The 25651-nt window shown below is 68.2% G+C and carries 21 protein-coding genes and 1 pseudogene; 10 read left to right on the top strand and 12 right to left on the bottom strand.

Annotated elements, in window-relative coordinates; genetic code table 11:
- Window positions 1-57 precede the first annotated feature (57 nt).
- The 7 genes from ACZZZF_RS10580 (at window position 58) to ACZZZF_RS10610 (ending at window position 5968) form a co-directional block, all read left to right on the top strand.
- Window positions 58-798 (top strand): Type 1 glutamine amidotransferase-like domain-containing protein, encoded by a 741-nt coding sequence (locus tag ACZZZF_RS10580; protein WP_187249076.1) that lies wholly within the window; start codon window positions 58-60, stop codon window positions 796-798.
- On the top strand, window positions 795-2150 hold the full coding sequence (locus ACZZZF_RS10585) for an anaerobic C4-dicarboxylate transporter family protein (protein ID WP_072590470.1): 1356 nt from the start codon (window positions 795-797) through the stop codon (window positions 2148-2150). Before ACZZZF_RS10580 ends, ACZZZF_RS10585 begins: the two co-directional genes overlap by 4 nt.
- A gap of 17 nt (window positions 2151-2167) precedes the next feature.
- Window positions 2168-3484 (top strand): threonine/serine exporter family protein, encoded by a 1317-nt coding sequence (locus tag ACZZZF_RS10590; protein ID WP_072590469.1) that lies wholly within the window; start codon window positions 2168-2170, stop codon window positions 3482-3484.
- A gap of 205 nt (window positions 3485-3689) precedes the next feature.
- Window positions 3690-4049, top strand: a complete 360-nt coding sequence (locus ACZZZF_RS10595; protein WP_053098373.1) for a PadR family transcriptional regulator — start codon at window positions 3690-3692, stop codon at window positions 4047-4049.
- A gap of 1 nt (window position 4050) precedes the next feature.
- On the top strand, window positions 4051-4422 hold the full coding sequence (locus ACZZZF_RS10600; RefSeq protein ID WP_053098372.1) for a DUF1048 domain-containing protein: 372 nt from the start codon (window positions 4051-4053) through the stop codon (window positions 4420-4422).
- Entirely contained in the window at window positions 4419-5204 is a 786-nt protein-coding gene (locus ACZZZF_RS10605; RefSeq protein ID WP_056275960.1) for an ABC transporter ATP-binding protein, read from the top strand. The genes ACZZZF_RS10600 and ACZZZF_RS10605 overlap by 4 nt, the downstream gene beginning before the upstream one ends.
- Complete coding sequence (locus tag ACZZZF_RS10610; RefSeq protein ID WP_053098370.1) at window positions 5201-5968, top strand: ABC transporter permease; 768 nt, start codon at window positions 5201-5203, stop codon at window positions 5966-5968. The genes ACZZZF_RS10605 and ACZZZF_RS10610 overlap by 4 nt, the downstream gene beginning before the upstream one ends.
- Window positions 5969-6167: 199 nt before the next feature.
- On the opposite strand, the gene ACZZZF_RS10615 is transcribed toward ACZZZF_RS10610, so the two are convergent.
- The 12 genes from ACZZZF_RS10615 to ACZZZF_RS10670 all read right to left on the bottom strand — a co-directional run bounded on the left by ACZZZF_RS10615 (window position 6168) and on the right by ACZZZF_RS10670 (window position 23006).
- Window positions 6168-8192: an outer membrane protein assembly factor BamB family protein gene (locus tag ACZZZF_RS10615; protein ID WP_463498275.1), complete on the bottom strand. Its 2025-nt coding sequence runs from the start codon at window positions 8190-8192 to the stop codon at window positions 6168-6170.
- Window positions 8193-8241: 49 nt separating this feature from the next.
- A complete protein-coding gene (locus tag ACZZZF_RS10620; protein WP_463498277.1) occupies window positions 8242-9249 on the bottom strand; it encodes a hydroxyacid dehydrogenase in 1008 nt (335 codons plus the stop codon).
- Complete coding sequence (locus tag ACZZZF_RS10625; protein WP_187249078.1) at window positions 9246-10157, bottom strand: carbohydrate ABC transporter permease; 912 nt, start codon at window positions 10155-10157, stop codon at window positions 9246-9248. The genes ACZZZF_RS10620 and ACZZZF_RS10625 overlap by 4 nt, the downstream gene beginning before the upstream one ends.
- Window positions 10154-11095 carry a carbohydrate ABC transporter permease gene (locus tag ACZZZF_RS10630; protein WP_463498278.1) on the bottom strand — a complete coding sequence of 314 codons (942 nt, stop codon included), beginning with the start codon at window positions 11093-11095 and terminating at the stop codon, window positions 10154-10156. The genes ACZZZF_RS10625 and ACZZZF_RS10630 overlap by 4 nt, the downstream gene beginning before the upstream one ends.
- A gap of 66 nt (window positions 11096-11161) precedes the next feature.
- Window positions 11162-12457 carry an ABC transporter substrate-binding protein gene (locus ACZZZF_RS10635; protein WP_463498280.1) on the bottom strand — a complete coding sequence of 432 codons (1296 nt, stop codon included), beginning with the start codon at window positions 12455-12457 and terminating at the stop codon, window positions 11162-11164.
- Between the two features lie 100 nt (window positions 12458-12557).
- Window positions 12558-13667, bottom strand: a complete 1110-nt coding sequence (locus ACZZZF_RS10640) for a LacI family DNA-binding transcriptional regulator (RefSeq protein WP_463498281.1) — start codon at window positions 13665-13667, stop codon at window positions 12558-12560.
- 204 nt (window positions 13668-13871) lie between these two features.
- Window positions 13872-15344: a lipase maturation factor family protein gene (locus ACZZZF_RS10645; RefSeq protein ID WP_463498283.1), complete on the bottom strand. Its 1473-nt coding sequence runs from the start codon at window positions 15342-15344 to the stop codon at window positions 13872-13874.
- A 190-nt stretch (window positions 15345-15534) separates the two neighbouring features.
- Window positions 15535-17835 (bottom strand): GEVED domain-containing protein, encoded by a 2301-nt coding sequence (locus tag ACZZZF_RS10650; RefSeq protein ID WP_463498284.1) that lies wholly within the window; start codon window positions 17833-17835, stop codon window positions 15535-15537.
- A gap of 288 nt (window positions 17836-18123) precedes the next feature.
- Window positions 18124-19041 (bottom strand): glycine betaine ABC transporter substrate-binding protein, encoded by a 918-nt coding sequence (locus ACZZZF_RS10655; protein ID WP_053098368.1) that lies wholly within the window; start codon window positions 19039-19041, stop codon window positions 18124-18126.
- Between the two features lie 76 nt (window positions 19042-19117).
- Window positions 19118-20146: an ABC transporter permease gene (locus ACZZZF_RS10660; protein ID WP_463498286.1), complete on the bottom strand. Its 1029-nt coding sequence runs from the start codon at window positions 20144-20146 to the stop codon at window positions 19118-19120.
- The gene (locus ACZZZF_RS10665; RefSeq protein WP_053098367.1) at window positions 20146-21450 is read right to left on the bottom strand and encodes a quaternary amine ABC transporter ATP-binding protein; all 1305 of its coding nucleotides are present in this window, start codon (window positions 21448-21450) and stop codon (window positions 20146-20148) included. The genes ACZZZF_RS10660 and ACZZZF_RS10665 overlap by 1 nt, the downstream gene beginning before the upstream one ends.
- 434 nt (window positions 21451-21884) lie before the next feature.
- Window positions 21885-23006, bottom strand: a complete 1122-nt coding sequence (locus tag ACZZZF_RS10670) for a class I SAM-dependent methyltransferase (RefSeq protein ID WP_463498288.1) — start codon at window positions 23004-23006, stop codon at window positions 21885-21887.
- A gap of 61 nt (window positions 23007-23067) precedes the next feature.
- Between ACZZZF_RS10670 and ACZZZF_RS10675 the strand changes: the two genes are divergently transcribed.
- From ACZZZF_RS10675 to ACZZZF_RS10685, 3 genes and pseudogenes are all read left to right on the top strand, one after another.
- Window positions 23068-23724, top strand: coding sequence for a TetR/AcrR family transcriptional regulator (locus ACZZZF_RS10675; RefSeq protein WP_320489487.1), 657 nt, complete (start codon window positions 23068-23070; stop codon window positions 23722-23724).
- Window positions 23721-24236: pseudogene (locus ACZZZF_RS10680) on the top strand (ABC transporter ATP-binding protein); the annotation flags it as partial. The gene ACZZZF_RS10675 and the pseudogene ACZZZF_RS10680, both read left to right, overlap by 4 nt.
- A gap of 463 nt (window positions 24237-24699) precedes the next feature.
- Entirely contained in the window at window positions 24700-25500 is an 801-nt protein-coding gene (locus ACZZZF_RS10685) for an ABC transporter permease subunit (RefSeq protein WP_463498290.1), read from the top strand.
- Window positions 25501-25651 lie beyond the last annotated feature (151 nt).

The raw sequence follows: 25651 nt of genomic DNA on the forward strand, positions 1-25651 counted from the left end.
AGCGCCCCGAACCCCAATACGCTGAGCGCATTCGCAGACGACAGCGGGGGTGGCGACGTGTCTCATGTGGTGGCGACGGGCGCAGGCAAGGCCATGATGGAGCGGCGGAACGATCCGACGCACGACTACATCCTCGGGCTCACCCGCAAGGAGAGACCTCGAGTGCTGTTCGTCGGCACGGCGACGGGCGATGACGCGGCATACATCGTGAGCTTCTACGCGACGTACGACTCGGACCGCTGCGCACCGCATCATCTGCCCCTCTTCCACCGATCGGTCGACGACCTCGCCGGTTTCGTGAAGGGGTTCGACGTCATCCATGTCGGCGGCGGCAACACCGCGAACATGCTCGACGTCTGGAAACGCCAGGGCCTCGACGAGATCATGCGCGAGATGTGGGAGGACCCGAACTCGAACGTCGTGTTCACCGGAGGCAGCGCCGGCGGCATCTGCTGGTTCGAGGGCGGCACGACCGACAGCTACGGTCCGACCCTGCAGGTGCTGCCCGAGGGGCTCGGATTCCTGCACGGCAGCTTCTGTCCGCACTACGACGCCGAGGATCAGCGGCGACCGCTCTTCCACGCGTCGCTGCTCAGCGGTGAGCTCGCGACCGGATACGCGGTCGGCAACCTGCAGTCGCTGCACTTCGAGAACTCCGACTTCGTCACGGCGATCAGCCCGGTCGAGAACCCGCTCGCGCTGCGCGTCGAGGCGATCGGCGGCAGGATCGTCGAGACCGAGCTCGCGACCGAGATCCTCACGGCATCCGCCCCGATCACGAAGGGGCCGTCGACGTGAACGACAACGTGTGGATCCTGATCGCCCAACTGATCGTCGTCATCCTCGCGATCTACATGGGCACCCGCACCAGCGGGATCGGCCTGGGCGTGTGGGGACTCGTCGGCGTCGCCGTGCTCATCTTCGTGTTCGGAGAGGCTCCCGGCAACGCCCCGGTGGATGCCGTCTTCATCGTCATCACGGTGATCACGGCCGCATCCACCATGCAGGCGGCCGGCGGCATCGACTGGATGGTGTCTATCGCCGCCAAGGTGATCAGACGCAAGCCGAAGTCCGTGGTCTTCCTCGCCCCGGCGATGTCGTTCCTCTTCACGGTCGGCGCCGGCACGGGCAACATCTTCTACCCGCTGCTGCCGGTGATCTACGACGTGTCGTACCAGCAGAAGATCCGCCCCGAACGAGCGCTCTCCGTCTCGGCGGTCGCGTCGCAGGTCGGCATCCTCTGCTCCCCCGTCTCGGCAGCGACCGCGTCGATGGTGGTGCTCCTCGCGCCGCAGGGAGTCGATCTCGGCGGACTGCTGCTGATCATGTGGCCCGCGTCGATCGCCGGGCTCTTCGTCGCCGCGCTCGTCATGATGCGCCACGGCAAGGACCTCGAAGACGACCCCGAGTTCCAGCGGCGCCTCGAGAGCCACCAGATCCAGCCGCCCACGGTCGACGCGCACGACAGCAGGCTTCCGCGCACCGCAGTGCTGTCTGCCACGCTCTTCCTGATCGGCGTCGGCGTCATCGTGCTCTTCGGGCTCTTCGAGGGGCTGCGTCCCGTGATCGGCACCGACGACGCCGGCGACCCGGTGCGTCTGAGCGTGACCGTGATCATCGAGGTTGTGATGGGTGTCATCGCCGCTCTCATCTTCGTGTTCTGCAAGGTCAAGGCCGCGGATGTGCCGAAGCAGCCGACGTTCCCCGCCGGCATCGTCGGCGCGATCGCCCTGTTCGGCATCGCGTGGCTCGCCAACACCTTCGTCGCCGCCAACCAGACGCTGATCGTCGACGGCCTCGGCTCGGTGGTGTCGGGATCGTCGGCGTTCCTCGGAGCACTGCTGTTCGCCCTCGCGCTGTTCGCTGTCGCGATGCTGACCACGAGCCAATCGAGCGCGACCAACGCGATCGTCCCGATCGGCATCACCATCGGGCTGCCCGCACCGCTGCTCGTCGGGCTGTGGCCGTCGACCATGGGCATCTACACGCTGCCGGCCAACGGCAGTCAGGTCGCCACCGTCGCATTCGACCAGACCGGCACGACGAAGATGGGCAGGTTCGTCTTCGACCACTCGTTCCAGCTGCCCAACCTCGTCTACATCGGCGTCGCGATCGTCGTCGGCGTGACCCTGTCGTTCCTGTTCTCGTGACGTGAGCGCGCGCTGACATGCCGGACGTGCTCGACCGCTCGGCCCTGCGCCAGTTCCTTCTGGGAGTGGCGCAGGGCATGAACGCCTCGGCCGAGTCGGTCGACCGCATCCGCGACACGATGACAGAGGTCGTCGAGGCCTATGGCGGCGACGACACCGACTTCGTCGTGCTGCCGACCATCATCCTGGTGGAGACCGGCGACGACGAGGAGTCGCGAGTCGCGATCCGGTCGGCGACCAACGCCTCGTTCCGCTTCGACCAGATCGCGGCACTGTACGAGTTGATCGCGCAGGCGCGCACCGCCTCGGTGTCGCCGCTCGACGGCATCCGTCGCCTGAACGAGATCGGGGCGATGCGTCCACGGCTGGGCTGGGTCACCCGCACGTTCGGGCATGCCGTGCTGACGACCGGCTTGGCGCTGCTGCTCGCCCCCACCTGGCAGGGCGCGATCGTCGCCTTCGTACTGGGTGCGGGCATCGGGCTGCTCAAGCTCGTGCGCTCGCCCACCCTGCAGCTCGTGATGCCGATCGCCGCGGCGTTCGTGTGCGCCGCCGCGGTGTTCCTGCTCGCCGAGGTCATCGAGATCGGCGATCCGATCCGGCTGCTCATCGCCCCGCTGGTCACCTTCCTGCCCGGAGGCGTGCTGACGACCGCGACCGTCGAGCTCGCGGCGGGGCAGATGATCTCGGGCGCCTCGCGTCTGATCTACGGCTTCGTGCAGCTCGCCCTGCTGGCATTCGGCATCCTGGCGGCAGGCACCGTCGTGGGTGTCGAATCGCGCTCCTACGAGCCGCTCGAAGCGGCATCCTTCCTACCGTGGTGGGTCGCGCTGATCGGCATCCTGGTGTTCGCGCTCGGCAACTATCTGCACTTCTCGGCCCCCACCTCGACATTCGGGTGGGTGCTGCTGGCGCTCGTCGTGGCGTACATCGGACAGTGGGTCGGCACCGCGCTGCTCGGCGCGACCCTGGGCGGATTCGTCGGGGCCGTGGCGATGGCACTCGTGGTGTTCTGGATCGCCTCGCTGCGCCGCGGCGTCCCGGCGCAGATCACGTTCCTTCCCGCGTTCTGGCTGCTCGTCCCGGGCGCTGCGGGACTCGTCGGACTCACCGAGGCCGTCGCCACCGACAGCGGCCTCGCCGACTTCATGGCGGCGCTGCTGTCGATCATGTCGATCGCGCTCGGAGTGCTCATCGGCACCGCGCTGTATCGGGTGGTGCACCACGGGGCCGAGGAGATCGTGCAGTTCGCCGTCGCTCCGCCCACGGTGGTATCCGAGGCGCCGCGGCGGTTCCTCGACCGGCTGCTGCCCTGGCGGCGCGCTCGCGACTGAGCCGCGCTCGCGCTCAGCCCGCCCGCGGATCGCTGAGCCACCCGGGCGGCAGCAGCCCGCGCAGCACGAAGCGCGACCGTCAACGCGGCCACCGGACGGCTTCCGAGAAAGTTCAGTATTCGGTGTTGCTAAGTACCGGTACTCAGTGTTACTTTGTACCGGTACCCAGCAACACTGAGTACCGAACCAACGAAAGGAGGCTCTCATGGGCAAGCAGATGACCGAGATGCTCAAGGGCACACTCGAGGGCATCGTCCTGGCACTCCTCGCCGAGCAGCCGGCTTACGGCTACGAGATCACCAGCCGCGTGCGCGACCACGGATTCACCGACATCGCCGAGGGCACGATCTACGCACTGCTGGTGCGCGTCGAGCAGAAGAAGCTCGTCGACGTCGAGAAGGTGCCGAGCGAGAAGGGACCGCCCCGCAAGGTGTACTCCCTGAACGCCGCAGGCACGCAGGAGCTCGAGGAGTTCTGGAAGACGTGGAGCTTCCTCTCCGAGCACATCGAACAGCTGAACACGAACAGCACGAACAGCACGAACACGAACAACAAGGAGAACTGACATGGCCGCCAAGTGGATCGAAGCGCTCACCGGATCGCTCGAGCAGAAGAAGCAGTACCGCGATGCGAAGAAGCGCATCGACGCCCTCCCCGAGCCGTATCGCACGGTCGCCAACGCCCAGCACCGCTACACGATGTACTACGGGGGCATCACCGACGGCGACATCCTCGTGCAGATCTTCCTCGACCTCGCCGATCTGTGGGAGCGCGCCGCCATCGACGGCACCCCGATCGACGACATCGTCGGCGACGACCCCGTCTCGTTCGCCGAGACCTACGCCGAGGCGTACGGCGGAACCCACTGGATCGACAAGGAGCGCGCCCGCCTCGTCACGGCGGTCGACGACGCGAAGAAGAAGGAGTCACGATCATGAACGCACCAGCGATCGCCGTTCGCGGCATCGAGAAGTCCTACAAGGACCTCCACGTGCTGCGGGGCGTCGACTTCGAGGTCGAGAAGGGGACGATCTTCGCCCTCCTCGGCTCGAACGGCGCCGGCAAGACGACGATGGTCCGCATCCTCTCGACGCTGCTGAAGTCGGATGCCGGCGCAGCCACCGTGCAGGGGATCGACGTGGCCGCCGACCCCCTCGGCGTCCGTCAGCGCATCAGCCTCACCGGTCAGTTCGCCGCAGTGGACGAGATCCTCACCGGACGCGAGAACCTCGTGCTCGTCGCCCAGCTGCGCCACCTGCCCGACCCCGGAACGGTGGCCGACGAACTGCTCGCGACGTTCCGGCTGACGGATGCCGGGGGCCGCAAGGTCGGCACCTACTCCGGCGGTATGCGCCGCCGACTCGACATCGCGATGAGCCTCGTCGGGAATCCCGAGGTGATCTACCTCGACGAGCCGACCACCGGTCTCGACCCCGAGGCCCGCATCGAGGTGTGGGACGTGGTGAAGAAGCTCGCGAACACCGGCACTACCGTGCTGCTCACCACGCAGTACCTCGATGAGGCCGAGCAGCTGGCCGACCGCATCGCGATCCTGCACGAGGGTCGGATCATCGCCAACGGCACCCTCGCCGACCTCAAGCGGCTGCTGCCCGCGGCGAAGGTCGAGTACGTCGAGAAGCAGCCCACCCTCGAGGAGATCTTCCTCACTCTCATCGGACCGAAGTCGGGTTCGACCACCGGAAAGGAGAACGCAGCATGAGCACGCACTTCGCCGCCGATACGGCGACACTCACCGGCCGCTCGATGCGGCACATCTTCCGCAGCCCCGACACGATCATCACGACGGCGGTCACCCCGATCGCCCTGATGCTGCTGTTCGTCTACGTCTTCGGCGGGGCTCTGCAGACGAGCACCGGGGTCGACAACTACGTGAACTATCTGCTTCCGGGCATCCTGCTGATCGCGATCGCGTCCGGCATCGCCTACACGGCGTTCCGGCTCTTCACCGACATGCAGAGCGGCATCTTCGAGCGCTTCCACTCCATGCCGATCGCCCGATCGAGCGTGCTGTGGGCGCACGTGCTCACATCACTCACCGCGAACGCCATCACGCTCGCGATCATCTTCGCGGTCGGGTTCGTGATGGGATTCCGCACCGGGGCGAGCGTCTGGGCCTGGCTCGCCGTCATCGGCATCCTGATGCTGTTCACCCTGGCGCTCACGTGGCTCGCGATCATCGCGGGGCTCAACGCCAAGACGGTCGACGGGGCGAGCGCGTTCTCGTATCCGCTGATCTTCCTGCCGTTCATCAGCTCGGCCTTCGTGCCGACCGACACGATGCCGGGTCCGGTGCAGTGGTTCGCCGAGAACCAGCCGGTCACCTCGATCGTCGACACCATCCAGGCGCTGTTCGCCGAGCAGCCGGTCGGCACCGACATCTGGGTCGCTCTCGCCTGGTGCGTCGGCATCCTGGTCGTCGCCTACGTGTTCGCGATCATCTCGTACCGCAAGAAGGTCAGTTGAACGTCTGCAGTGAGACGGAACGCTCCGTCCGGGCCCCGCACCCGGCCGGGGCGTTTCGCCGCGCTCGGCGTCGGCCTCATGCGGGAGGAGATCTGCGATTCGGAGGGTGAGTCTCGGCAATGTGCCCTCCCGATCGCAGATCTCCTCCGGAACGCCGAAGGGAAGGAGAGACGGAAGGCCGGACGGAGGATGCCGGGGCTCAGCGCCGCGGCCGATCATCGACCTTGACCAGCGTGCGTCCGCGGAGGGTGAACACCGCGCCGTCCTCATCGACGTTGAGATGCGGTCCGCTGTACCAGCCGCCATTGATGCCCGGCACGACCGTCGTCACCTCGAAGGTGCGAGGGTCGATGCGGAACAGGTTCGTGTCCGAGACGCCGTAGACCACGCCGCGGGCCGCCTTCATCGCCGCGAATCCGGGCACGAGGGCCGCGAGGTCTCCGGTGTGGACGATCGCCCGCCGCGGGCGATCGATCACCACCAGCGCACCCTTGATCGAGAGCGCGAAAAGGTACCGCCCGTGAGCGGCGAGCGCGGCGATGCCGTGAGGCGCGCCCGTCTCAATCCGCCAGAGCTCACGGTGCGCCAGCGGGTCCCACGCGACGATCGTCCCGCGTGGCCCCGTCTTCTGCGCGTTGTCGCCGCCGAGGTACGCGACACCGTCGACCGCGACGACCGCGCGCACCAGCTGCATGTCGTCGATCGGATTGATCGCATGCGTGCTCGCGCCCGTCCGGGGGTCGAACGTCCATAGCGAGCCACCGCCCTCGGTATCCGCCTGGGCGGCGACGAGGAGCAGCCGATTACGGTCGTCCCAGTGGGTGTCGAGGGGGCGATTCTGGGCTGACGGGAACGCCGCGACACGGTGGATCGACTCCCCGGTCCGCGGGTCGTAGGCCCAGATCCCCTGGGCGTTGTACTGCCCCGTGTAGAGCACGCCGCCGATGACCTCAGCATCCTTCGCCTCTCCCGGCGCGCGCAGATTCACCGCGCCGCCTCGGCGCAGATCGTGCCGCGCGATGCCCCCGTTGCCTCCCACGTAGGCGAACCCGGCACCGACGGCGATTCCCATGCAGGTCTGCGCGCTCACCGGGGCGCCCGCCTCGCCCAGGCCGTACTCGGCGCGCACAGCGCCGTCGAGCTCGAGAGCGGCGACGAAACCGTAGCCCGAGACGACGACGAGCCCATCGTCGTGCACGTCGAGTCCCCAGATCTCGCCCAGGTCGACGGGCACCGGAAGCTGATGCACCGCATCCTCGCCCGGCGTCCACCGCAGCACCCCCGCGTCGTTCGCGCAGTAGACGTCGCCGCCCGCAACGGCGAAGTTCTTCGCCGTCGTCCCGATCGCCGTCACCGCGCGGTACGAGGTGTGATCGGCGAGGGAGATCTCCGCGATCTTCGTGGGCTCCACCGAGCCCGCCGTCGATGCCAGCAGCCGGTCCCCGGCGATCGTGAGCTCGCGGATGCTGGGGTCGTTCATCATCTCCGTCGGCGTGATGTCCGTGAAGGTCGCCGCCCTGCGGTCGAAGGCGTAGAGCGCTGCCCTGCTCGTTCCGGAACCTCCCCCGAGCGTGCTTCCGGCCCCGAAGAACACCGTCTGATCGGTCGCCGCGACGGCGCGCGCGAGCGTTGCCTTGGCGTCGGGCACGCCGAGGTTCGTGATCGATCCCGTCGACGGGTCGTACCGCCACAGCGCCGGAGCACCTGTGCCACCGCCGCCGACTGCGAACAGGGTGCCGTCCGGCGCGACGGCGAGGTCGCGCACGTCGCGGTCGCCGATACGGCCGATCGCCACAGCGGGAGCGGCGAGATCGGTCAGATCCCAGCGATAGAGGTTGTTCGCGCTAGGGGCTTTCTGCAGGATGCCGGCATAGAGCAGCTTTCGCGCCGGATCCACCGTCAGCGCCTGAATACTGTGCCCGGTCGCGAGCGTCGTCGAGTGAGTCACAGCGGCGGAGGCGACGTCGAAGGCCAGGATCCCCGTCGGCTCGAGGTTGCGGGATCCGATGTAGCAGATGCCGTCGAGCAGCACTCCGCTCATCAGGGAGTACTGCATGATGCCCGGCCCGATCTCGGTGATCGTGGTGCCTGCGCGCCCCGCCGGGAAGAGGGTCGGGGAGGCCTGCGCAGACTGCGCGGAGCCGACGCCTGCGGCCGCGGCGAGCAGCCCTCCGGCCCCGGCGAGCAGGACTGTGCGGCGGGTCAGCTTCAGGGGTTCGGACATGGGGACTCCTTGCGTTCGTCGTCGAATGTCGGGGAGGGAGCGCGCGCGGTCAGGCGGTGATGGCCAGCAGTTCGGGTTCGACCTCGTACGCGAGCGGTTCATCGCGAGTGATCCGTCCGAGCTCGTCGAGCATCGCCCGCGACAGGCGCTCGAGCTCCACTCCGTACGACCCGGCGATGTGCGGCGTGAGCAGTGCATGGTCGGACGAGTACAGCGGGTGGTCGGATTCGAGGATCCACGGCACCGTGACATCGAGGATCGCGAACAGCTCGCCGGCGAGCACGCGTCTCGTCAGAGCCTGCTGGTCGACGATCTCTCCGCGAGCCGTATTCACCAGGGTCGCCCCGCGCGGCATGGAGGCGATGCCCGCGGCATCCACCAGATCGAGCGTCGACGGCAGCGACGGCGCGTGCACCGAGACCACTCGGCTGGTACGCAGCAGCTCGTCGAGCGACACCGACGTGACGCCCAGGGCCGCGGCGTCGTCCTCCGTCAGATACGGGTCGTAGACGACGACCTCGAACGAATATGCACGCAGCATGTCGATGACCATCCGACCGATCTTCGACGCGCCGATGATGCCGACGCGCTGACCGAAGTTACCCAGTCCGGGGAATGCGGCCTCGATGTCGAACTCGTCCTGCACCCGGCCATAACGGCGAGCGATCGGCAGCACCTGCTTGCCCGCGAGCACGATCATCGCGACGGCGTACTCGGCCACCGGCACCGCGTTCGCCGCGGCGGCGGAGCTCACGCGCACACCGCGCTCGAGAACGACGGGATCGAGATACGGCTTGACCGTGCCCGCCGCGTGCAGCACGGCCTCGAGGCGAGGGGCCTGGTCGAGCACCGAGGCGTCGATGCGCGGCGCTCCCCACCCGGTCACCAGGACTTCGGCCTGCGCCAGCACGGCGCGGGCCGGGTGGGAGGTGAACTCGGTGAGGACACCGGCGACATCGGCGATGGTCTCGTAGTCGCGCATGACCCTCTCGGGGAACACCCGCTCGCGCACCGACGCCGTCATCGCGAAGGCGATCACGGGGCGCCGAGCGCTCACTTGACGCTCCCAGCCGAGAGGCCGGATCGCCAGAACCGCTGCAGCATCACGAACGCGATGATCAGGGGGAGCACGGACACGAAGGAGCCGGCGATGACGAGCGTCGAGAACTCGGGGTTCTGCTGCACCTGGCTCTGCCACAGCGCGATGCCCACGCTCGACGGGAAGAGATCGCGGTTCTGCAGCATGATCAGGGGGAGCATAAAGTTGTTCCAGATGGCCACGAACTGGAACAGCGCGATCGTGACGAAGCCCGGCACCAGCATCGGCATCCCGACCTGGAGGAAGCTGCGGATGGGCCCCGCCCCGTCGACCCTCGCCGCCTCGAGCGTCTCGGCGGGCAGATAGCCCGAGGAGAACACGCGGGCGAGGTAGACGCTGAAGGGGTTGCACAGTGTCGGGATCAGCACAGCCCAGATCGTGTTGGTCAGGCCGATCGATGCGGCAAGCAGATACAGCGGGATCACCGTGGCGGTGTTCGGGATGAGAACGCCCACGAGCACCGACGCGTACAGCCCGCGCTTGCCGCGGAACTCGAACTTGTCGAACGCGTACCCGGCCATCAGTGAGACGAACCCGCCGACGACGGCTCCGATCCCCGCGTACAGGATGCTGTTTCCCAGCCACCGCACGAAGATGCCGTCATCCTGGGCGAGCAGTCGCTGCAGGTTCACGACGAGATCGCTGCCGAAGGCGAAGGCGTTGCCCGAATAGAGCTCCCCCGCATCCTTCGTCGCCGCGAACACCAGCCAGAGCAGCGGCAGCACCATGTAGGCGGAGCCGAGCACCAGCAGTCCGTTGACGCCGACCTTCGCGGCGGTGCGACGTCCGCTATGCCGCGGGCGTGTGCCTGTCGGACTCGTCGAGCGAGGAGAGTGCGATGTCGGTCGATCGATCACGGCGGTCATCGCGTCGGCTCCTTCGAGGTGAATCGGGTGACGACCCACGACAGCAGACCGGCGAGCAGGGCGAGGATGATCGAGGCGGCAGCCGCCTGCGGCAGGTTGTTGCGGTTGAACGCCGCGTCGTAGGCCCACATGTTCGGCACCCAGGTGCTGGTGACCGCGGTCGTGGCGGACGAGAGGATCTTCGGCTCGGTGAACAGCTGCAGCGAGCCGATCACCGTGAAGAGCAGCGCGACCCCGAGCGCGGGCCAGACCAGAGGCGTCTTGATCGAGAGCGCGGTGCGGATCTCCCCGGCACCGTCGACCTTGGCCGCCTCGAGGATCTCACGGGGCACCGCCTGAAGCGCGGTGAACAGGATGATGACGTTGTAGCCCGCCCACTCCCACACGGCGATGTTGACCATCGACGGAAGCACGAGCTGCACCGACAGGAAGTCGATGCCGATGCCGCCGGACTCGAGCGCCTTGACGATCGGGCTGATGCCGGGCGTGTAGAGGTACGCCCAGATGAGTGCGGCGATCACACCGGGAACGGCGTGCGGCAGGAAGAGCAGCAGCTGGAACGCCCGTTTGGCGTAGGCGACTGCCGAGTCGAGCAGCAGCGCCAGTACGAGAGCGACAGCCAGCAACGTCGGCACGTACAGCAGGCAGTAGATCGCGAGCCGACCGAAACCGTCCGTGAACGTCGAGTCGCTCAGCACCTCGACGTAGTTGCCGAGCCCGACGAACTCGACCGTCGCGCCTCCGAAGCCGAGTCCGCTGCGCTTCTCGGCGAAGAGGCTCATGCCGATCGCATAGATCACCGGGGCGATCATCGTCAGCGCGAAGAGGACGAAGAAGGGGATCAGGAAGACGGATGCGGTGCGCCCGCCCGTTCCGGGTATCGTCTTCCGCGCGGTGCGCCGTGCGGTGCGCCTCGTGGCGGATGCCTGAGTCGTCATGGTCTGTGTCCTTCGATCCGTACCGTCGGGCGGGCGTGCGTGGACGCCCGTCCGACGATGCACCGGCTATTCCGTGATGTCGAGGCCGAGCTTCTCGAGCCCGTCGACCGTGGACTTCTGCGTCGAGGTGAGCGCGTCAGACAGCGTCGGCGACGCCGTGACCGAGTCCTTCAGCGCCGTGGCGGTGAGGTCGTACTTCGGCCCCCACGCCCACTCGCCGAGGTTCGCCGATGCCTCATCGAAGACCTCGTAGATGTCGTTGCCGTAGTAGTCCGTCGGTGCGACGGATGCCGCGACATCGTTGAGTCCGGGGTAGGCGAGGTAGGCGGTGCCCACGGCACCACGCGCCTCGATCGCATCCGGCGAGGTGACGAGCCACTCGAGGAACACGGCCGCAGCCGCTGCGTTGTCGGAGTTCTCGGGGATCGCGAAGCTCGTTCCGCCGCTCAGCGCACCGCTGGGCTCGCCGTCCCACGAGGGAGGGGCCGCGGCGATCCACTTGCCCTCCTGACCGGACGCTTCGGTGCGTGTCTTCAGTGCCGAGGCGCTCCACGATCCGCCCACCCACGCGTTGACCACGCCGCTGTTCAGATCGGCTGTCCACTCATCGCTGAAGCCGAGCTGCTTCTTCACCAGTCCCTCATCGATCAGGCGCTGCCAGTAGTCGGCGACCTCCTGCGACTCGTCGTCGTCGATGGCGACCTTCCAGCTGTCGTTCTCGACGGAGAACCACTCGGCGCCCGCCTGCCACGACATCGGCGCCAGCTGAGGCTCGTTGGTGAAGAAGCTCGTGAGGTAGGCGTCGGGGTTCACGGCCTTCACCGCGCGTGCCGCGTCCTCGAACTCGTCCCACGTGGTCGGCACGTCGACGCCGGCGGCATCGAGCACGTCCTGGCGGTACCAGATCACCATGGGCGGTGCGTCGTAGGGAAGTGCGTAGGCGGCGTCGCCGAACGAGACGAGGTTGCGCACCTGCTCGTCGTACTCGCCGAGCACGTCGCCCGAGACGAGGCCGTCGACCGGCGCGAGCTGTTCAGCCGCGACGAAACCGGGCAGCCGGTCGTACTCGATGCCCACGACGTCGGGACCGCTGCCCGATTCGATGGCGGCGGAGAGCTTGGTGTAGCCGCCGTTCGCCCCGTTCGGGATCTCCTCGAAGTTGACGGTGATGTCGTCCTGGCTCGCGTTGAACGCGGCGGCCACGTCGGACATGCCGCTGAGAAAAGACCAGAACGTGACTTCGCCCGTCGGGGTCTCGGTGGCCACGGGTTCTGCGGCGGGGCCTCCGGCCGCGCATCCTGCGACGAGAGCGGAGATGGCGGCGAGAGCCACCACAGAGAGGGAAGTTCGATGCAGGGACATCGCGGGTTCTCCTTTGAATCGTTGACCGTGCGAGTTCGATCATTCGCCACGCCGAACGATTCACCAACCGAAGTGGGCGGTTTCTAACAGAACCTAACAATCAGACGGGGCGCACGGTCGATTCCCTGACGACCAGGGCGGGCAGCAGCGCCATCCGCACCGGTGTATGCGCGGCCCCCGCGGGCTGCTTGAGCCGATCCACGCACAACCTCACCGCGGCGTGGCCGAGCTCGTGCTTCGGTGGCGCGACCGCCGTGAGCGGAACCGTCGCGAAGGCCGCGACCTCATCGTCGTAGGCGACCACGGCGAAATCCTCGGGCACCCGCAGGCCCTTCTCGATCACCAGATCGAGAAAGGCCATCGCGTCGGCATCGCCGAGGAGGATCGCTGCGGAGACCCCCTCGGACAGACAGTCGTCGAGCAGATCGCCGAGCTCGGCGATGTTGGCATTGTCGCCGAGCTGCGGGTGCGACAGATCGCGGCGGAGGGCGCGTGTGGAGTGCTGATCGAGCGATCCCATCGCCCGCCGGAACCCCGCGTCCAGCCCGGCGACCGTCGCAGACGGCCGGGCGGCGAGCGCGATCCGGAGGTGCCCCTGCTGCACGAGGTGGCGCACCGCGACCTCCGCGCCGTGGGCATGATCCGTACGGACCCACTCGAGTCGTCCGGCGAGAGGATCCTCGACGGAACGCTCGACCATCACCACGGGAAGGTCGGTCTCAGCCAGCATCCGCTGCAGTCGCGAGTCGGGGGTGAGGGTGTCCTGCGGGGTGATCATCAGGGCATCCACTCCGCTCGCGATCAGACGCTCGGCCTGGCGGAACTCCTCCTCCTCGGAGTAGTTCGTCGCGCCGACGACCAGGCGGCAGTTCGACTCATGCGCGGCCTGACTCGCTCCCCTGATCACCTCGGGGAAGTAGTACTGCGTCGTCGGCACGATCATCCCGATCGTCGCGACGGGTCTCGGTCGCGAATCGCCGCGCTCACTGTCGCGGGACTGCTGCTGCGCCACGGCGAGAGAGAGCGCGCCACCATGGACGCGCACCAGCAGCCCACGATCCTCGAGTGCGACGAGATCACGCCACACGGTCATGGTCGTCACCCCCAGCCGCACGGCGAGCGCGGCGCTCGACAGCGAGCCGCGCATCTCGAGCTCGCGGAGGATCGCATCGTGACGCGCGGCGGCGGGCATCAGTCCTCCGATGGGCATGCTCGAATCCAACAGAATCCAACATAGCCCGCGTGGATCGCTCCTAGCGTGCGAAGGAGATCTCGCGCTCCGACGGAGGGGATCACCGCATCTGTCCTTCGTTACACGTGATCCCCTTCGCTGCGGATGCCGGATGCCGGATGCCGGGCAGCGGATGCCGGATGCCGGATGCGGATGCGGATGCCGGATGCTGTGCGCCGCGGCCTACCGCAGCCCGAGGGGACCGAGCACGACGGACTGGCGCGTGCGCACCCACACCCCGGCGCCGCCGCGCCGTTCGGCCCGCGTCGCGAAGCGGTAGCGGTATGACACGGCGCGCACCCACCGCGGCGGCTCACCGTCGAACGGGTCGGACCGCAGCAGAGCGAGCGTCGGAGCATCGGCCTCGAGCAGTCGCAGCAGGAAGACCGTGAACCAGTCGTCGAGCGAACGGCCGAGCGGCAGGAACCACATCAGCCAGTCGAGGCGCAGGTGGTACGGCGCGAACTGCCCCGGGATGCGTCGCACGTCGCCCGGCTTTCCCTTGAACTCGTACTCGCGCCACAGCAGACCGTCGTCGTCGACCGATCCCTCGACGACGATCTCGACCCGCTGCTTCGTGACCGTGCCGAACGCTCCGTAGGCGTTGCCGATCTGCCACCGGTTGAAGCTCGCGTTCATCAGCTGCCGCCGCGCGAAAAGGTTGCGCAGGGCGGGCCCGCTCAGCGCCACGACGAGCACGCTCACGGCCGCCGTGAGCACGAACCAGTACAGCGGGATGCCGGGCCACAGCGTGTCGTCCATCGCATCGTCGCGCGGCGCCGCGCCCACCCCCGGCAGTCCGATCGCCGAGAAGGCGATCACGATCGTCACCCAGTTCAGCCAGGCGAAGTTGCCTGTCGCGACGAGCCACACCTGCGTCGCGATCATGATCGCCGCGGCCACCGCCCCGACGATCTGGGGCACGGGCCCGGGAATCCAGACCGACAGCAGCGGAGCGAACACGAAGAAGGGCACGACGAGCTGCGCGACGTGGTTGCCGACGACCTCGGCGCGATGGAACCACCGTGGCAGCAGATGGGCCTGTCTGCTGAGCGGCCCCGGCATGGGCTGCGTCTCGTGGTGGTACATCAGCGCCGTCAGATCACGCCACTCCCGCCCGCCGCGGATCTTGATCATGCCGGCACCGAACTCGACACGGAACAGCAGCCACCAGAACAGCACGATCACGACGGTCGGCGGAGGCTGATCGTTCGAACCGAGGAAGGCGGCCAGGAACCCCGCCTCGAGCAGCAGCATCTCCCAGCCGAACGAGTAGAAGGTCTGACCGATGCTGACCACCGACATGTATCCGAGCCACAGCGCGAGGAAGCACAGCATCGGCACCCACGGCGGACCCCACTGCGGGATGCCGACGACCAGCGCCGCGGACACGACGATCCCTGCCCCGCACAGCAGTCCGAGCCTGCGGTCGGAGTACCGGACGCGGAGGAAGAGGGTCGGATGCCGCATCCGCCGCCGTGACTCCTTCTGCCCGATCCAGTCGAGCAGCGCCGGCGCCGGCAGCAGCCCGTGCTCGCCGAGCAGCGGTCGGAACTGGTTCAGGGTCGAGATGAACGCGACGAGATAGAGCGCCGCGACGCCCCGCTGCAGGACCTCGCGGGCGAACCCGAAGTCGACCGCCGCGAACCCGTCCACGGCCACAGGCTAACCCCGGGTGCGACAGGTCGAAGAGGGGGTTGCGCGTGCCGGGTGGCGCCGTGTCGGGAGTCGCCGTGTCGGGAGACGACCAGCGATCGGGAGGAGAACGGCGATCGGGAGGAGGATCCACCGGGGACCCCCCTCCCGAGTGCAGATCTCCTCCCGATCGCAGACGACTCGACCCGGGTCAGCTGACGGCGTCGAGCACTTCCTCGCGACGCCCACGCCGTGCGCGACGGATCTCCAGCGCGACCACGCCCGCGATCGCGAGCGCGATCAGCAGACCTCCGGTGAGCGTGAAGCCGTGCGTCCCCGTTCCGCCCGCGGCCGGCAGCTCGAACACCGGCACGTCCCGCACCGACACCGTGCTGCCGGCGAGGGTGACCTGCGGACTCGACTGCCCGTCGGCGATCGACAGCACACCGGCCGCCGACACGATGATCTTCACCGGCTCGGCGAGGAGTGAGAACCCTTCCGGAGCCGTCGTCTCTTCGAGCCAGTACGTGCCAGGGCGCAGGCCAGCGGCGGTGAACAGCCCGACCTCGGCCCCGGCGATCAGCCCGGGAGTCACCGGCGCACCGGGAACCCCCGCGGCGTCGGCGAGCAGCCGGAAGCCCGACCCGTCCATCCGCACCCAGTCGCCGTTGACGTCTTCGCCGAGCTTCTCGACGATGAGCGAGGCCAGCACCTCACGCGTGGTCGCGTGGGCCGGATCGGTGTCCGTGACCCGAGCCCCGCCCGACGCCGGCTGCCCTGAGGCGGTCGCCGTGTTCTTGTGCAGCACGCCGCCCGTGGTCGGGGCGGGGTAGGTCGCGGTGAACACGACCGACTCTCCCGGATCGAGCGTGCCGTCCCACGCGCCGACGGGAAGGATCGAGGCGGCCGCGATGACGTCATCCGCGAGCTGCACGGCGGTCAGCACGACATTGCCCGTGTTCGTGACCCGGAACTCGAACCTCATCGCCGATCCGGCGTCGACGGCGACTCCCGGCGCGGTGTTCGCGTCATCGCCGTTCACGAGCTTGACGACCTCGATCGCGGGTGCCGCCGCGGCGAGGGTGAGGATGTAGTCCTCGACCTCACCGGACTGCGAGATGCCTCGCGGGTCAGCCACTTCCGCAGCGGTGAACGACGTGCGCAGACGCAGGTACGTGTCACCCACGACGGCCGTGCCCGGCACCGTCCACGAGAGGTTCACCGAGGTCGCACCGGCGAGGAAGGCGGCCTGCACCCGCTCGGTCGCATCGAAGATGCCGTTCTTGTTGAAGTCGATCCATCCGGCGACCGTGCCGGGCGACGTGGTGCCCGACAGCGGGATCGGCAACGAGTACGCGGTGCCGCGGATCGCGCGCGGAGCCCGGATGCCGTCGGCGATCGCGTCATCCGTGTCGAGCGAGGCTCCTGCACCGGCGTTCGGCGAGAGCGTCGGCTTGGCCGTCGCGTCGGCATCCGACGTGATGCCCGCACCGAGGCGCAGCGGACCCTGGACGTGCACCGCGGCCTGAGCGGCGTCGTAGCTGCTCGGCGCGTCGCCCATGTCCTCGTGCAGCCGGATCGAGAGTCGGATCAGGTCGCCGAGGCTCTTGCCCGGGTCGTAGGTGTTGTACCCGTTCGCCCAGCCATCCGCCGCCGGCGCCCGCTGGATGTGCGTGCCGAGATTCATGGTGACCGTCTGGAAGGTGCCCTTCAGCACGACGGAGCCGCAGCCGGCGAGCGCGGTGCTGGTCATCGTCCGCCCAGCCAGCTCGGCCGCAGTGGGGAGCATGGTGTTGCACCGCGAGCTGCTCGTCTTCGTCGCAGCGGTGAGCGTGGTGGGGGTGACGCTGAGGTTCTGCGCGCCGGCGATCGGAGCGAAGGTCACTCCGGGTGTCACGATGTCCATCTGCATGGCGATCCAGCCCGCGGCTGTGCGGTCACCATCGGCATCCGTCTTCATCGTGAATCCGTTGCCGGTGATGATCTCGCAGAACGTGTCGGCTGTATTGCGCTCCTCCACGCACTGGGCGTAGCCGCCGAGACCGGAGATGTCGATGATCGGATCCGTGACCGCGCGGCTGAATGCCACCGTGAGGGTGCCGTTCTTGTTCGCGCAGTAGCCGGAGAAGTCCAGGCCGTCGCACATGCCGGCGCCCGCCTCGAGTCCTACCGTCGGCGTGGTCGCGACGTCCAGGCCGGGCGCGAACATCGCGTTGGTCGCGCCGTATCCGTTGTGCGGCGTGGTCGCCAGGAACTGCACGCCGGCCGAGCCCGACTTCGTGGTCGCCGGGTTCACCGTCAGTGTGGCCGTGACTCCGCCGCGGTAGTTCATGGTCGCGCTCGTCGCGGTGCGCGTCGTGCTCAGCGCTTCCTCGATGGCCTCTGCCGGCTGCTGCGTCATCGGCAGCCCGCCGGCGAGCAGGATCGCGCCCATGAGCGCGACTCCGAGGATCGTTCGGAGGCGACGGCGCCCTCGGGGTACGCGTGCGGATGCCGGTGCGGGTGCTGTCATGAGGTCCTCGAATCACAGGGACATCTCGCAGGAGTTCCGGGATCCGAGCAACGGACCGATGCGCATGGCAATCAGCCCCGGCGAAGCATGTCTGGGGTGTCGTCGATCTTTCGACGGCACTCACAAGACGTGGGGCTCGCGACATCGTGACGGGGGTGCATGGCCGCTGTTTCGGTACATCAATACACCCGCCCAGACACAGCGATGGGCGGAGGATCCGTGACAGATCCTCCGCCCATCGGAGGGGAGTCCACCCGCGTGCGGACGGACTCGTTCCCGTGAGTCAGGTCAGCTGACGACCCAGTCGAACTGGTCGCCGTTCTCCTCGAGCCACGCGTCGATGGCATCCGCTTCCTTGCCCTCGCCGTACTCGTTCACGACCATGTCCTCGAGCGAACCGTACTGCTCGTCGTCGAGCTTGATCTGCTCGATCAGCTCGGCGGCCTCGGGGAACTCCTCCGCGAAGCCCTTCGTGCCGAGGAAGTGCAGGGCCTCGGACTCGCCCATCGCACCCTTGGGGTCTTCGAGGTCCTTCACGGGGAAGGCGTCGTTGGCCCAGAACGGACGCCACAGCGTCACGACGATGTCCTCCTGCTTGTCGGTCGCCGACTTCAGCTCGGTGAGCATCGCCGCGGTCGACGAGGTGACGAGCTCGTACTCGCCGTCGAGACCGTACTCCGGCATCATCTTCTGGGTCTGCGCGGTGAGGCCGGCACCCGGCTCGATGCCGTAGATCTTGCCGTCGAGCTCTGCGCCCTTGCCCGCGAGGTCCTCGATCGAGTTCAGGTCGGAGTACTCCGGAACCGCGAGGGTCAGCTTCGCGTTGTCGTAGTACGCGCCGAGGTCCTCGATGTCGTCGCCGTACGTCTCCATGTACTCGGCGTGGGTCAGCTCGGGCCAGGCCGACGGGTACATGTCGACATCGCCCTGCGCCAGGCCGGTGTACAGCGGACCCGCCTCGGTCAGCGTCTTCATCTCGACCGTGTAGCCGATCTTCTCCAGCTGGTCCTGCAGCAGGTATGCGGTGCTGAGTCCGTCGGTCCACGAGGGCAGGAACCCGAGGGTGATCGTGCCCTTGTCGCCCGAACCGGACTCGCTGCCGCCGGTGTCTCCGCCGGTTCCGCCCATGCCGTCACCGCTGCAGCCGGCGAGGGTCAGTGTCGCTGCGGCGCCGATCGCCGCGATGGTCAGGATCTTCTTCTTCATGTGTATGTCTCTCGTTCCGTATATATAGGTGCTGTGTTGCTGTGTACTGCGCGTTCTCTTGTGCGGAAGGGATGAGTCAGTGCACGCCGCCGCCGACAGGGGCGCGGCGCGGGGAGGCCTTCAGTCGCTCGGCCTCGGCGTCGGCATCCTCCGCGTCGGCTGCCTCGGCCGATGCGGGAGCGGATGCCGTCGCCGACGTCTCCGCCTCGGCGGATGCGGCATCGAGACGCTTCTGCGTGCGGCGACGCGCCAGCATCCCGAGCAGCGACGAGCGGTTGCTGCCCAGGTCGCCGAGGGCCGCGGTGACGCGGTCGAGGAAGACGGCGATGAGCACGACGCCCAGACCGGCCTCGACGCCCTTGGCGATGTTGATGGTCGAGATCGCCTCGACGACGATCTTCCCGAGGCCGTCGGCGCCCGCCATACCGGCGATGACCGCCATCGACAGCGCGAGCATGATGACCTGGTTGACGCCGGCGAGGATCGTCGGCATCGCGAGCGGGAGCTGGATGCCGCGCAGGATCTGACCCGGCTTGGCGCCGAACGCCTGACCGGCCTCGACGGTCTCGGAGTCGACTCCGCGGATGCCGAGCTCGGTCAGTCGCACACCCGGAGGCAGCGCGAAGATGACGGTGGCGACGAGACCGGGCACGACGCCGATGCTGAAGAACACGATCGCCGGGATCAGGTAGACGAACGCCGGCATCGTCTGCATAAAGTCGAGCACGGGCTTGAGCACCGCGCGCACGGTGGCGTTGCGGGCCGACCAGATGCCCAGCGGCACCGCGATCAGCACGGCGATCACCGCGGCGACGAGCACGAGGGCGAGCGTCTGCATCGCGGGGACCCAGAGGCCCATGGCCACGATCAGACCGAACGAGACGATCGTCCCGATCGCCAGCTGCCACGAGCGCACGAGCCACGCGATGAACGCCGCGATCAGGATGATGACCACGAAATGCGGGCTCAGCAGGGCGCGGGTGAGGCCGTCGACCAGGAAGCTGACCACGAACGAGATGACGTCGAGCAGACCGTCGAGGTTCGTCTTGATCCAGTCGACTCCCGTTGCGACCCAGCTGCCGAGAGGAATGCGGAAACCATCCATCAGCGCACCTCCTCCGTCGTCGTCGCGACCGGCAGCGGCTCGGCCGTCCATCCGTCATCGAGCACGGCGTCGATCTCGGCCTGCGGCATCGGAAGAAGCGGCAGGGTGAGCTCGCCCGTGGCACCGGGGCCAGGGCCCAGGGCTGCGAGCAGGGTGATGCGTGGGATCACGCCGACGAGGCGCCCCTCGGCATCCACCACGGCCAGAGGCAGCGGCGATTCGACGGAGGGGATGAACAGGTTCATCAGCACCTCGTCCTTGCTGACGCTCTGCGGCGCCGGCTTGATGATGGAGTCGAGGGTCGACACCCCCTGGCGCACGAGTTTGACGGCATCGCGGTCGGTGACGATTCCCAGCAGCTTGCGGTCGCGACCGGTCACGTAGGTGGCCGACATGAACGCGTCGCGCATCTGGCGAAGCGCCGTGCGGGGGCCGGCGGTCTCGGCGACGACCGGGCGCGGGCGCTCCATGACGTTCGCGGCGGTGAGCACGCGAGCGCGGTCGACGTCCTGCACGAACTGCTCGACGTAGTCGTTGGCGGGGTCCGTGAGGATGTCCTCGGGCGTGCCGATCTGCACGATGCGACCGTCGCGCATGACAGCGATGCGGTCGCCGAGGAACATGGCCTCATTGAGGTCGTGGGTGATGAAGACGATCGTCTTCTGCAGCTTCTCCTGCAGTTCGAGGAGCTGCTCCTGCATCTCGCGACGGATCAGCGGGTCGAGGGCGCTGAACGCCTCGTCCATGAGCAGGATGTCGGAGTCGGCGGCGAGCGCACGGGCGATGCCGACGCGCTGCTGCATGCCGCCCGAGAGCTCGGACGGGAGCTTGTCGGCCTGGCCTTCGAGACCCACCAGGGTGAGGATCTCCTCGGCCTTCTTCAGTCGCTCGTCCTTGCCGACGCCCTTGAGCTCGAGCGGATAGGCGACGTTCGCGGCGACCGTGCGGTGCGGCAGCAGGGCGAAGTGCTGGAACACCATCGAGACGCGGTCGCGGCGGATCTCGCGGAGCCGTGACGACGGGATGCCCGTGATCGGGTCGCCGTTCACGATGACGGATCCGTCGGTCACATCGTGCAGGCCGTTGAGCATGCGGATGATGGTGGACTTGCCGGAACCGGAGAGCCCCATGATCACGAAGATCTCGCCGCGGTTCACGGTGAAACTGGCGTCGATGACGGCGGCGGTTCCTGCGTCGCCGACGGCGGATCTGCTCTCACCGGCCTTGAGTCGACGGACGGCACTGCTCGGATTCTTCCCGAACACCTTGTACAGATTGCGCGCTTCAAGAGCGATTTCGGACACGTTTCCCCTGCGGCTCGCCTTCGGGTGGCTGAGCCTGCTTCGGTTACGCCCGGGTGATCCTCCCGGCCGTTTCGAGTTGGAGCTGTGGCGGCGCGGACGGCGGATTTCGGATCCACCGCGATAGAGCATCGACCGTACGTCCACGCCTCTTCGCAGCACAGCACATTCGAAAGAAAGGACGTGGTCGCGGACTGGTCTTCGGGCCGTCAGGCCCACCAACCAACGTAACGAAATGGCCGGTCAGGGGCAAATCCACGATTCCTAGTGCCGTTCAGTTTCGTCGGCTGACCGGGGGATTGCGCGGGATTCGGACGCGGTCGCGGCGCGGTTCTGGTCGGCGATTTCGGTCGGCCGTTCGCGCCTGCGTCGGCCCGATCCCGAGCATTCGGCCGCGGGAAGTGCGTGTGACCGAACGACGCCCAGTCGGCGACGGGTCAGCGCCGGATGCTGCGCGTGACCGTGAACTTCGGGGTGCGCGCGAGCTGCTCGGTCGCCCCGACGAGCCGGGTCAGTTCGGCGCGGTACCCGAGCGACGAGTTGAAGACCGTGAAGAGCTCTCCGCCGGGGCGGAGGATGCGGGCGGCGGCCTCGAACAGTCGGGTCGCTGCCCCGGTGTGCACGCTGCTGCCGAGGTGGAAGGGCGGATTGAGCAGCACGACGTCGGCGGTCGCATCGGCGATCTCCGAGCCGGCGTCGTCGTGCATGACGGCGACTCGATCGTCGACGCCGTTCGCGACCATCGTGGCGCGCGCCGAGGCGACGGCCGCCGCAGATCGGTCGGTGGCGATCACGCGGGAGTCCGGGTGCGCGAGGGCGTAGGAGGCGGCGAGCGCGCCGGTTCCGCAGCCCAGGTCGACGACGATCGGAGCCGGGCTCGGCTGTTCATCGAGACCGAGCACCTCGAGCAGAACCCGCGTGCCGATGTCGAGTTTCGCCCCCGCGAACGCGCCGCCGTGCGCGACGAGCACGAGCCCGTCATGCCGCTCCGCGACCGGGAACGGCGGCTCAGCGGGGGCCGGCCGCGGCTCGGACGCGACCACCAGCCGCGACTTCCGCTCGGCGCGCTGCGCCTGCACCGTCTCGAAGCTCCGCGCGAGCACCTCGTTCTGCGTGATGGTCATGTGCTTCACGCGCCCGCCGGCGACGAGCACCACATCCGGGGCGGCCCGACGCGCTACGGCATCGGCGATCTCCTCGAGCTCGGCGAGCGCCTTGGGCAGCTGCAGCAGCACGAGCCGCGCGCCGTCGAGCAGAGCGGCGTCGAGCTCGTGAGTGGAGAATCCCGTCAGCCCGAGCTCCTCGGCGTTGCGGGCGAGCGCGCGTCGCCCGGTCGCGAGGTCCTGATGCACGCGGATGCCGTCGAGTCCGCCGTCCGTCAGCGCGAGCGTGATCGCCCCGTATTCGTCGCCGATCACCGCGATCTCGCGCCCCGAGAGACCGGAGAACTCCGGCGCCAGCGCGCGCTCGACGAGCAGCAGGTCGGTCGCGTCGTGCGCCTGCAGATTGTCGGCCTCGACGTCGGGCCAGCGGCGCAGGCGGCTGTAGGGGAAGTCCACTCCTCCAGAGTACGAGCGACCCCTCTTGACCGCGGCTGAACATCTGTTTAGTCTGCTGTACATGCGTTCAGCTTCCGACGATCTCACCGCTCGTGCCCGCATCCGCGACACTGCCATCGCCGCTTTCGCGCGCAACGGCTTCGATGCCACCAGCCTTCGCGCGATCGCCACGGAGGCCGGAGTCAGCGCCGCGCTGATCGTGCATCACTTCGGCGACAAGAACGCCCTGCGCACGGAGTGCGACGACTACGTCGTCGGCGTCTTCACCGATGAGGAGCACGACCTCATCACGGCCCCGACCGGCGACCGCATCCGCACCGCGCTGAACGACCTCGGCCGATACGGGCCCTATATCGACTACCTCGCCCGGATGCTGATCGACGGCTCTCCGGCAGCGGATCGGCTGTTCGACAGCTTCCTCGCGAGGACGCGCGATGTGCTCGCCGAGCAGCGCGAGGCGGGGATGCTCGAGCCGATGAGCGACCCCGAGATGACGACGCTGACCCTCACCCTGATCGGCCTGGCGCCGGTCGTGATGCGCGCTCAGATCGCCCGGGCCCTGGGCACTGATCAACTGAGCCCGGCCGGGCTGCGACGCACGACGCTGCCCACACTCGAGCTGCTCACCCACGGCATCTATTCGACGACCGCGCTGCTCGACGGTGCGCGCGAAGCCCTCGGAACAGAGGGTCCCACCCCGGAAGGAGACGCATCATGACCGACACCATCGAGATCGAACGTCTGCACAAGCGCTTCGGCAGCCGCGTCGCGCTGCACGAGCTCGACCTCCGAGTACGTCCGGGAACCGTGTTCGGGCTCATCGGACCGAACGGCGCGGGCAAGACCACCACGCTCCGCACACTGGTCGACATCATCCGTCCGTCCTCCGGCACAGTGCGCATCCTCGGCGAGGACCCGCGTCACGGCGGTGCCGCTCTGCGGCGGCGCATCGGCTACGTGCCGGGCGAGCTGCACCTCGAGGGGCGCACGAGCGGACATCGGATGCTGGCGTTCTATGCCCAGGTCTCGGGTTCACGGGACTCCGCCGCGACCCTGCGCACGGCACGCGACCTCGGCGACCGTCTCGGCGTCGATCTGTCACGTCCGGTGCGCACCCTGTCGAAGGGCAACAAGCAGAAGGTGGGGCTGATCCAGGCGTTCATGCATCGTCCGGAGCTGCTGATCCTCGATGAGCCCACCAGCGGCCTCGATCCCCTCGTGCAGCGCGAGTTCCTGCAGATGGTCCGCGAGGCGAAGGATGCCGGGCAGACCGTGCTGCTGAGCTCGCATGTGCTCAGCGAGATCCAGCAGACCGCCGACGAGGTCGCCGTCCTCGCGAACGGACGGGTCGTCGCCGACGGTGACGTCGCCTCGCTGCGACTGGGCTCGATCCGCCGAGTGCGCGTCGAGCTCGCGACGACGGATGCCGCGGCCGCGCGCGCCGGCTTCGACCGGGTACCGGGGCTCACCGGCATCGACGCGCACGATGCCGACGGCATCCTGCAGCTGTCCGGCACGGTCGACGGCGCGATCGACCCGTTCATCAAGGCGCTCGCGCCGTTCGAGGTGCGCGACCTCACCGTCGAGGAGCCGGATCTCGAAGAGTCCGTGCTGAGGCTGTACGGATCCTCTGTCACTCCGGCATCGGCCCGACCCGCGACCCGACGATCGCGGCGCGACAGGGGGAGCAGCGATGAACGGCATCCTGCCCGTGTTCCGACGCAGCCTGCGCGAGTCCTGGCGAAGCCTGCTCGGATGGACCACCGGCCTCGCCGCGGTGCTGTTCCTCTATCTGCCGCTGTACCCGAGCCTCGCCGGAGACGGCCAGCTCGAGGCCATGATCTCGTCGCTGCCGAAGGAGCTCGTCGACACGCTCGGGTACGACCAGATCGCGACCGGCGCGGGATACGCGCAGAGCACGTTCTTCGGCCTGATCGGCTTCCTTCTGCTGACGATCGCAGCGGTGACGTGGGGGTCGGCGGCCATCGCCGGCGCGGAGGAGAGCGGGCGGGCCGAACTCGACCTCGCGCACGGCATCGGCCGCGGCCGGTATGCGCTGGAGTCGGCCTTCGCCGTGCTCGTGCGGCTACTGTGGCTCGGCGTCTTCTCGGGGCTCGTCGTCTGGGCGTTGAACGACTCGGCCGAACTCGGCCTCGACGGCTGGCGCATCGTCGGAGCGAGCGCCGCGCTCACCGGACTCTCTTTCCTCACGGCATCCGCCGCTCTGCTCGTAGGAGCAGCGACGGGTCGCCGCATCTGGGCGACCGGCGCCGGCGCGGGAATTGCCGTGGTCGGCTACGTCCTGCAGGCCCTCGCGAAGCAGTCCGATGACCTCGAATGGTTGAACGCGCTCTCGCCCTACGCCTGGGTGTACCGTCAGCCACCCCTCGCCGAGGGCGTGGATGCCGGTGGACTCGCGCTCACCTGGGGCCTGGCCGTGGTCTTCGCCGCAGCTACGGCAGTCGCGCTGCGCGCTCGGGACCTGCGCGGCTGAGCGCTCCTCACCGCACCAGCCAGGCGGGGTCAGTTCCGCACCGCACCAGCCGTGCGGGGTCAGTTCCGCACCGCAACGCGGCCTTTCGGATGCAGAACTGACCCCGCATGGCTGTCTGCCCGAAACGACTGTTGACACACCCGCGGTTCAG

The organism is Microbacterium sp. AC215, from assembly GCF_979258645.1.